The organism is Ferruginibacter sp. (genome assembly GCF_031430955.1).
Classification (GTDB): Bacteria; Bacteroidota; Bacteroidia; order Chitinophagales; family Chitinophagaceae; genus Ferruginibacter.
On the sequence record NZ_JANPCM010000173.1, the window covers coordinates 1 to 9,880 of the forward strand.

The window sequence follows — 9,880 nt, forward strand, 5'->3', positions numbered from 1 at the left end:
TTTTATTTTTATTTTTAAAACTTCTTTGTTTTTGAATTGTATTTCAAATGAGTTTGAATCTTTTGTGCGTCCTTTATTGTAATTATTGGCGCGCCTATAGTCTCTTTTTTAATTGGCGCACATATCTGGCGATTCGCGCCATCTCTTGAAAGTCGCTGGCTCTGCCGTTTTCTATAAAGACTCCGCCCTTATGATTCGTAATTTTTTTAATTTGGTCGCCGACTGTACCACCATAATTCTTTTTACAAAATTCATTATAAAAACTGGTGTTGTAATAATCAAGAAAAGGCTCAATACCAAAATGAGTATCTGCAAAAAAAGCGATACTTCCCTTTTGTTTGGTAAAAATATATTTTTCTGATAAAGACATGCTGCCGGCAATACGGGTAGGATCGAAGCTGTAAAAATTACCGGCACTGCAGCCACTAACATTAAAGAAAGGATATTTACCCTGGTTGAGATAGGTATCAGGATTGCTCAGATTAAATGCCAGCGTATTTGCGGAGGAGTGGCCAAAATAAGTTATAAAGCCAAGCCCTTCTTTAAATAATTGGTCAATACGGTTACTGTTGGCTTCCTGTACGGCACCCGTACCTGATTTTGCAAAAGTTTCCACATGAGCCCCATATAAAGTATCTTCTGCTACAACTTTATATTGATTCAAATGGCCTTTAAAAGCATCGGTTTCAATACTGTCAATTCCACCTGAAATGTGAACCATATTTTTCATCCAGGCTTTGTTAGCAACAGTTTGGGTAGTTGATTTTTGTGCCAGCTCGTACTCTTTCATTTTCTCAAGATAATTACCTACTTCGTTTCCGTTAATGGCGCCAATACGGCCAACAGGAATAACTGGTACTGCAGTGCCGGGATTACTAACCAGCAAAATATCAGACGCAGGCCATCCAAAAGTGGGTACCAAATTAAGTTTATCAGCATCGGGGCTGGCCTGGTTGTTTTTATAATCATTATAAGTAACTGCCCTTCCTATTAAAAAAACAAATTTTGGTTTGGCAGCAAACTGCTGATCGGCATAACGGGCAAAATCCCTAATCGCTGCAGGGTGTTTGTTAATGCCAAATGCAAACTGCTCTGTAATTTCTTCAATGTTGTAAATTTTTGCATTATAGCTGCCGCCTGCAACCGAACTCCGGTATTGACGGTACTGATCTACATAATTTATACCTGCGCCATTATTATATAAAGCAGGGTTGCTGATAATAATATAATCGGCCTGGTTTGCCGGCATAGAAAGATTTAGGAATGTTTTAGCTGTTACTGCAGCAACAGCATTGATATTACTTCCATCCTGGCTTATTAAATTAAATTTTCTAACAGGACTGGATGATGCCGGTAAAGCAAATTTAACCTGGCCCGGTGCAGTTATGTCGCCTAAATATCTACGGCCTTCTGTAACATCATATAATATTGGCTGAAGCCCATTAGTATTAAAATTATCAATTACAATATAGTTACCCGAAGCTGAAGGAGCCAATTCAAAATAAAAATTCTTTTCGCTATTAAAATTAAAAGTGGCCGGATAAGTAACTGAAAAAGTAGCAACAACAATGCGGTCATTAGCAGCATTGGAAGGATTTTCGCCTTTTACACTTACCCCGATAAATGAAGGGCTGGTAATTACAGAAAGGGGTAAATTTCTTACCGTGTCTTTATGATAATTGTTATAAGGCATTGGGTTTACTGCGGGCAATACATTGGTTGTATTAATTTTTGCGCCTAAATCCCTGGTAAAAAGCGGGGAGTTACCAAATGCGGCTATGGTAAACATAACACTGTTGGCAGGGCCTCCTGCATACCTGTTAGTGCCATTAAAAACATTACTTAGAGCACAGCAGGTATTTATATCACTGCTTGCCCAGCCCTCTCCTTTGTCGTAAGCTGATGAATAAACGTTTTCCGTACCCAGCGGAGAAGTAAGCCCACGGTTTATCTGGCTCTTGTAGTGTGCTTCCACCCTACGCATAAAATAAGTTTCCGCAGGCAAAGCATTTCCTGCAACAGGATTAGCAGTTTGTGTGTACCTTAAATTTGAGCTGGCAGCATTTACTGTTAAATAATAGGTTGATGTGTCGGAAAATAAACTGTATTTATCATCTAACTGAAATGCCGTATCCCTGTATAAAGTTTTATCATTTTTACCATCATTCATTTCGCCCCAAAATTCAATAAAATCAGCCCCCCCCATTGTACCACCGGCAACAGAAGTATATAATCTTACTTCTTTTCCATTACGCCAAAGCTGAAAGTTTTGAGCCGATGTGCTTCCTAAACCTGCAGCGGCCAAAACCGGTTGTGCAATACGGCAAAGGGTATCTTTAGTTATTTTAAATTTATAGTAAGTTTTATTGTAGTCTATCCAGCTGTTATTTAATTGCGAAAAGCCTGCAACAGCAAGCATAGAAATTACTACGGTAAATAAAAGTTTTTTCATAACAGGTTCAATTAAGTTTTATTCTTTTTCTTTTTTCACTAAATTTATGCGTAAAGAAAATATATGGGTATATAATGGATTAGACTGGTTGGCCAGGTTGGTAAATGCATAATCGATCATTACATTTTTTACTTTAAAGCCTGCACCCACACTGGGCTGGTATATCCATACTTCTTTTTTGTTGGTAGTATCACCATCGGCTAAAGCCTTTTGAAAATTTGTAATGCCGCCTCTTACAAAAAATACATCTTTTATGTTGGCTTCCAGCCCCAAATGAGGATCTATACTTACCGGGTTACTGCTGAATACCGTATTTCTTTTACCATCAAATGTTACATCAAGGTTTGCCTCTGCCATAAGTTTTACGGCTTTGCCCAATCTAAAATTATATCCGCCGCCAATTACAATACGGGGCGCCGTTAGTTCTGTTGATTTAACAGGTATTTCATTATTGGTTAAATACAAAACTTCTTTTTCTTTATCGGTAAATTTAAAAGACCATGCATTGAATGTGGTAGTTAAATCTCTTGCGACAACACCAAAATGCCCTTTTTTTCCATGCATTTGAATACCGGCATCTATACCAAAGCCCCATGCTGTGGCAAAAGTGCCTACTTTACGGTAAATTACTTTTGCATTTACACCAAAACTTATTTTTTTAGTCTCGGTGGCTTTTATATTTTGTGCAAACGAAAAAAGAAATGCCCAATCGGCAGAAGAGAAAGTTTTAATATTACTGTAATTGAAATTGCCATCCGGTTCCACCAGGTAAAGCGTGTTAGGAATATCATCTACTGCAAAGCGAAGCACTGATAAACCAATGGTTCTTTTATTATCCTGAATGGGAATTGCTAATGCCGCATAATCGTATTTTGCAATGCCTGCAAAATAATCGGCATGCATTAAATTAAGATTGGGGTTATCTTTTACGCCTACTAAGCCAGCAGGATTCCAATAACCTGCCGTTGCATCATTTGCCGAAGCAACCTGGGCATTGCCCATTGCAAGACCTCTTGCACCTGCACCTATATTTAAAAATTCGTTGGAGTATTTTCTAAACTGTGCAAAGCTTATTGCCGGATAAAGCAACAGCAGTAGCAACCCAGTTTTGGCGTATAATCTCATAAATATTATTTGGGGGTTAGCCGTGAATTTTAAAGGATATAGACTTAAACGTAATAATACTTGGTAAATTGTGTTAATATTCTAATTAAAATTAAGCAATACATAGCCAACAAATACAATATCTTATCCCCTGTTATGTTGCTGCAATTTTAAAGAGTCTTTTTATAACCAATTGGATGCTTTAAAGATGATAAATTGTTTGGAACCTGCTGAACCTGTGGTTTTATCATTTTTTATAAGCATTTTTGCCAAAAAGTTTACATAGTAAATACGAAAACAACAAGCCCAAAGTTTTATAAATAATTTTTATGCAAGATTTAATTGAGGAATTACAATGGCGGGGCATGATACAGGATATTATGCCGGGCACAAAAGAACAGTTGAATAAGGAAATGACAACAGCATATATAGGTTTTGACCCTACAGCTGATAGTTTGCATATTGGCAGTTTAGTACCTATAATTTTATTAATTCATTTACAAAAAGCCGGACACAAACCTGTTGCACTCGTTGGTGGTGCCACTGGTATGGTTGGCGACCCCAGCGGTAAAAGTGAAGAACGTAATTTATTAAGCGAAGCTATTTTAAACCACAATGTTGCCTGTGTAAAAGCACAGTTAGAAAAATTTTTAGACTTTGATGCCAGCAAAAAAAATGCTGCCGAAATGGCCAATAATTACGACTGGTTTAAGGATTTTTCTTTTTTAAATTTTATACGGGATGTGGGTAAACATATTACAGTTAACTACATGATGGCAAAAGACAGCGTGAAAAAAAGGCTGGATGGTGAAACGGGTATGAGCTTTACAGAATTTACCTACCAACTGGTACAGGGCTACGATTTTTACTGGTTGTATAAAAATAAAAATTGTAAACTGCAAATGGGCGGCAGCGATCAGTGGGGTAATATTGTTACAGGCACTGAACTGATAAGAAGAAAAGATGGTGGCGAATCTTTTGCATTTACATGCCCCTTAATAAAAAAAGCAGATGGTGGTAAATTTGGTAAAACAGAAAAAGGAAACATTTGGTTAGATGCCGGCAAAACATCTCCTTACCAGTTTTACCAGTTTTGGTTAAATGCCAACGATATTGATGCTGAAGGATGGATTAAAATTTTTACTTTTTTAGACAAGCCAACTATTGATACTTTAATTGCCGAACATAAACAGGATGCTGCTAAAAGAATATTACAAAAAACGCTTGCAAAAGAAATTACTGTTTTTGTACATGGTTTGCAAGAATACAATAAGGCCATAGAAACTACCGATAAATTATTTGCCCATCAAAATGCATCAGCAGAAGTTTTAAGTGAAGATGATTTGAATAATATGGAAGGGATTGTTAAAAACAATTACCCTGCTGATAAAATAAGAGCAGGTATTGCAGTTATTGATTTACTTGTTGACACCAATATTTTTCCCAGTAAAGGAGAAGCAAGAAAAATGATACAAAATGGTGGTGTAAGTATTAATAGAAAAAAAGCAGAGAGCACGGAGTTAAAAATTGAAATCTCTATGTTGCTTCACAATAAATATTTATTAATTCAAAAAGGAAAGAAGAATTATTATTTGATAAGCTGCAATTAAAATTATTTAAAATCGTTTGAAATATTTTATCAGCAAAATAACCCCTAAATTATTTTAATGAACAGCAGCAAACCAATTTACTTTCCCGGATTAAATGGATTAAGAACATTGGCTGCATTGTCTGTTGTTGTTTTTCACCTTACACTTGATTTTGACCGGTTTAATTTAAGCCCTTATCTTTTTGGTACATTAGCAGATGGAAAACCCAAAGGCTTTGCCATGGCAGGGTTTGGGGTTACTATTTTTTTTGCACTAAGCGGTTTTTTAATTACCTATTTATTATTGGCCGAAAAAAAGCAACAGGAAATAAACATCAAAAATTTTTATTTCAGAAGGCTGCTTCGGATTTGGCCTTTATATTATTTGTATTTAGCTGCTGCAGTTGCAGTAATTTTTTATTTTAAACTTTATTTTAACGGAGGTACGCTCTTACTGTATATATTTTTTGCAGCAAATTTTCCTTTTATCTTAGAAAATATTCCTTTTATAGCTGAATCAACATTACCTTATTTAAGGCATTACTGGTCGCTGGGTGTAGAGGAACAATATTATTTATTTTGGCCCTGGGTGGTAAAAAAAGTAAACAATAAGTTGCAAATTTTTGTGATTGTTTTTATTGTTGTGTTTGTACTGTTAAAATGTTTTTTTCATTTTTTTTATATGAAAACTATCGTTGCAGCAAGCTTTAATGTTATTCGTTTTGATTGCATGTTGATAGGGAGCCTTGGTGCTATTTATTATTTTAACCAGCAGGCTTTATTTTTAAAAATAGCAGGCTCCAAATTTGCGCAGGCCATTGCATGGATTATTATTTTACTTTTACTGCTCAATAAATTTCATATAGCCTCAGTAATTGATCATGAGATTGTTAGTGCCGTAACTGTTATTCTTATAATTGGGCAAATAACTGTAAAAAACAGGCTGGTAAATCTTGATATTAAAATTTTTGATTTTTTAGGTAAGATATCATATGGTATGTATGTTATTCATCCGCTTATTATTTTCTTTTCAGCAATGTTGTTTAAAGACATTAATTTGCCTACCGTAATTAAATACATTGTGGCATATACATTTGTGGTTGGCGCTACTATATTTCTTTCCTGGTTATCGTACGAGTATTTTGAAAAACGTTTCTTAAAAATTAAGGCAAGGTTTACCGCAGTGGCAAGTTCTAATACAAGAAACGGTTAATTATTTTTAATCAGTTTCCACATTTCATCCGCCACTAACTGGTTACCTTTTGCATTTAAGTGTACCCTGTCTGTTGTAAGAATGCCCCGGTCTTTATTATCCGGATTATTCTTAAGATCATATTCCAAAAATGATTTTCTTAAATCAACCAGTTGCAAATTATTTTTTGTTGCTAAATTGCGGATAATTTTGCTGTATTCATTTAAGTCGCCATCCTGGCTGTTGCTAAAATCCGTCTTCTCCCCTATGGCTGCAGGTGTACATAATATCACTTTAATATTTTTATCTTTTATTTTTTTTATAATAGCTGTATAAAATTTTTCAAACTTATCTGCGTCTGTACCTGTACCCGAAGTTGCTTTATGCCACACATCATTCACTCCAATATAAACAAAGACTACATCAGGATTTTTTGCCAGTACATCATCTTCCATACGCAAATACAAATCGTAAATTTTATTGCCGCCAATACCTGCACCAATAAATTCATAATTTTCTTTTTGGCCTTCCGCTGCACACATGCTGTCGATACGCCTGATATATCCACCGGGGTTTACACCTGCCTGGGTAATAGAATCGCCGAAGAAAATAACTTTAGTTTTCTCTTGAACAGTAAATGCAAATGCGATTGCAGCAAGTATAAGTAATGATATTAGTTTTTTCATAATAAATATTTTGAAATGCAATTTAAAACAAAAGCATGCTGAAAAATCAGCATGCTTTTACTTATTATTAAAAATAAATTATTCTACATGAACCTGCTTTTTTATAACCGAGCCTTCTGCTACTTCCGGGATAAATTTTCTTTCTTTTACCAAAAAACCATTTCCTTTTTCGCAAACATGCACTTTTAAATTTTCTATGCTGAAAGGGTTGCCATCGGGTATGTCGGCAATATTACTGTAGCTAACATCGTGGCCATCTATAATAATTACACAACCGCTTCCTATTGCTTCCATTTTATTGCCTTCGGTTATCAGCATGCCGGTATCTTCTCCTAAACCAATGCCAATGCAACTGGGGTTACAGGCAACCGCTTGCGCCAGCCTTCCAAATCTGCCCCGTTTTTCAAAATGCGAATCAATGATAACCGAATCTAAAAAACCCAAACCCGTAGTCATTTTCACTTCGCCTTTAAGATGCGCCTTTGCAGCATTGCCTTCGTAAATCATTGTTTTACTCATAGCCATGGCGCCTGCTGATGTACCTGCAACTACAAAATCTTCATCGTGGTAACGCTGTTTGATAATGGATAAAAATTCTGTGCCGCCATCGGTTACACTTAGCCGCAGTTGATTACCACCGCTAAACATTACAGCGTCGCATTCTTTTATTCGTTGTAAATAATCAGGGTTGTTGGTATCGGTTCTGTTACGGATGTGCATTAAACCAATATTGGTACAGCCAATACGTCCAAAAGCATTCAGGTAATTATCGCCAACTTCGTATGGAATAGTGCTGGCAGTGGTAATTACTTCAATACGGCTGAGGGGGCCTCCGGCTTCCTCCACAATACGGCGGAGAATTCCTAATTCAAAAAAGTTGAGGTTATTGCGGTTATAATCGTCTTTATCAGTTTCTGTTCCTTTATCTTCTGCTCCACCTATCGCAATCAATTTTCCTTTGGCAATTGGCATTTAATCTTTTTTGATATAACGCAAAAATAAGGCAAATCGTGTTTTATACTTGTGGTTTAGTTATTAACTGATGTTGATTACATGTAAATTAACCTTTTGCAAACTTTTCAATACCCTCAGCAAGGCGGTCTAAATTTTTTGTGGTGGTGTAAACATTGGGTGTTACTCTAAGGCCATGAATATTTTCCCAGTTAATGCCGACCGCATGAATTTTATAATTTGTCCAGAGATAATTATCCAATTCTGTTGCCGTTTTTCCTTCCACACTTACCATACCAATAGCGCAACCAAATTCTTTTTTAAAAGACGTGTGCAACTTTACTTTGGGAATGTTTTTAACTTTTTCCATCCAGTAATTTTTTAAATAGAGCAAACGTTCTTCTTTTCTTTTTGCGCCAATCATATCATAAAAGTCAATGGCTTTGTCGGTTGCCTGCTCAATGTAAAAAGGACGGGTACCCAAATGTTCAAACTTGCGGATATTATCTTCTTCTTTATCACCGGCGCCAAACATGGGCCAAATATTTTTTATTTTATCTTTACGCACATACAGTAAGCCTGTGCCAATAGGCGCCCCCAACCATTTGTGCAGACTGGTACCAAAATAATCGCAGTTTAAATCAGGTATTTTAAATTCAAACTGGGCAAAGGTGTGGGCTCCATCAACCAATACTTCAATGTTTTTTTTCTTTGCAGCATCTGCTATTTTTTTCACCGGCATTTTTTGGCCGATCCAGTTTATCATGTGGGTTATTTGCACCAGTTTTGTTTTTGAGGTAAATGCATCAGTGTATTGTTTCACTAAGTAATTTTCATCTTCGCTGGGTAATTCCAGATTTATCCAAACCAATTTTATACCTTCTCTTTTTTCTCTTTGTTTCCATGCGCCAATCATGTTGGGGTAATCTTGTTTTGCCAACACCACTTCGTCGCCTGCTTTTAAATCAATACCAAAAATTATTGTTTCCAGTGCTTCGGAGGCATTGCGGTGCAGGGCAATTTCTTCTGCATCGCAACCGGCAAGCTGTGCTAAATTTTTTCTTAACGGTTCCCTTCCCTGATCAACCACACGCCACATAAAATAACTGGGTGCTTCGTTACTGATATCGTAATATCTTTTCATGGCATCGGCCACTACTTTTGGCGCAGGCGATACGCCGCCATTATTTAAGTTGATAAAATTTGCAGAGATAGTATAAGATTGCTGTACATAATACCAAAACTCATCGTCGCTTGCCAGGTCAGCTGGATTAACGTTTTCAATATTTTTTATTGCTGCTTTTAAATTGCGGCTCCATGCCGGTTGAAAAATATTTGCAGATAATGCAGTTGCTGATAACAAGCTTATTTTATTGAGGAAAGAACGACGATTGTTCATACTTTTTAATTTTGGTTATACAATTTACTGATTTTGTTTTTTGCAAAGCAAGATGATTTCGCTAATTTCCATTTCTGAGGAAAATTGCCACAGAAACACAGAAGCACAGAAATTATCTACGCTTAGATAAAAGCTCAATAAAGTTATGTCGTACAGGAGTGTCTCGCCTTAGGCCAGACCAATGAAGTTGAACAAAGAAATATCACTTGGCCCAAAAAAACTAAAACACTGGACAAAAAACTGCACTTATGAATATTCTTGAAATTAAAGTATTAAAAGGGCCTAACTACTGGAGTGTGCGCCGCACTAAACTAATACAAATGAAATTGGATCTGGAAGATATGGAGCAACGCCCCACCAATTCTATTGCAGGTTTTAGGGAGCGGCTGGAAAAAATGTTTCCAACTATGATTGAACACCGCTGTAGTGTGGGCACACCTGGCGGTTTTTTTGAAAGAGTGGACGAAGGCACCTGGATGGGCCATGTGATTGAACATATTGCTTTGGA

General features: G+C 36.4%; 8 protein-coding genes. 3 read left to right on the forward strand and 5 right to left on the reverse strand.

Going from position 1 to position 9,880, the window contains the following annotated elements:
- Positions 1–94: 94 nt before the first annotated feature.
- Entirely contained in the window at positions 95–2,452 is a 2,358-nt protein-coding gene (gene porU2, locus ACY65O_RS04650) for a putative type IX secretion system sortase PorU2 (RefSeq protein WP_462219681.1), read from the reverse strand.
- Between the two features lie 18 nt (positions 2,453–2,470).
- Positions 2,471–3,577: a putative type IX sorting system protein PorV2 gene (locus ACY65O_RS04655; RefSeq protein ID WP_462219682.1), complete on the reverse strand. Its 1,107-nt coding sequence runs from the start codon at positions 3,575–3,577 to the stop codon at positions 2,471–2,473.
- A 308-nt stretch (positions 3,578–3,885) separates the two neighbouring features.
- On the opposite strand from ACY65O_RS04655, the gene tyrS reads away from it, so the two are divergent.
- The gene (tyrS, locus tag ACY65O_RS04660; RefSeq protein WP_462219683.1) at positions 3,886–5,166 is read left to right on the forward strand and encodes a tyrosine--tRNA ligase; all 1,281 of its coding nucleotides are present in this window, start codon (positions 3,886–3,888) and stop codon (positions 5,164–5,166) included.
- A gap of 57 nt (positions 5,167–5,223) precedes the next feature.
- Positions 5,224–6,357, forward strand: coding sequence for an acyltransferase family protein (locus ACY65O_RS04665; RefSeq protein WP_462219684.1), 1,134 nt, complete (start codon positions 5,224–5,226; stop codon positions 6,355–6,357).
- On the opposite strand, the gene ACY65O_RS04670 is transcribed toward ACY65O_RS04665, so the two are convergent.
- The 3 genes from ACY65O_RS04670 to ACY65O_RS04680 all read right to left on the reverse strand — a co-directional run bounded on the left by ACY65O_RS04670 (position 6,354) and on the right by ACY65O_RS04680 (position 9,372).
- Positions 6,354–7,022 carry an SGNH/GDSL hydrolase family protein gene (locus ACY65O_RS04670; RefSeq protein WP_462219685.1) on the reverse strand — a complete coding sequence of 223 codons (669 nt, stop codon included), beginning with the start codon at positions 7,020–7,022 and terminating at the stop codon, positions 6,354–6,356. The two genes, ACY65O_RS04665 and ACY65O_RS04670, sit on opposite strands and share 4 nt — an antisense overlap.
- Positions 7,023–7,100: 78 nt before the next feature.
- Positions 7,101–7,994: a cyanophycinase gene (locus ACY65O_RS04675; RefSeq protein WP_462219686.1), complete on the reverse strand. Its 894-nt coding sequence runs from the start codon at positions 7,992–7,994 to the stop codon at positions 7,101–7,103.
- A gap of 88 nt (positions 7,995–8,082) precedes the next feature.
- Positions 8,083–9,372 carry an aminotransferase class V-fold PLP-dependent enzyme gene (locus ACY65O_RS04680; protein WP_462219687.1) on the reverse strand — a complete coding sequence of 430 codons (1,290 nt, stop codon included), beginning with the start codon at positions 9,370–9,372 and terminating at the stop codon, positions 8,083–8,085.
- 248 nt (positions 9,373–9,620) lie between these two features.
- Between ACY65O_RS04680 and ACY65O_RS04685 the strand changes: the two genes are divergently transcribed.
- Positions 9,621–9,880: cyanophycin synthetase family protein (locus ACY65O_RS04685; RefSeq protein WP_462219688.1), on the forward strand; the 260-nt coding region annotated here is incomplete at its 3' end.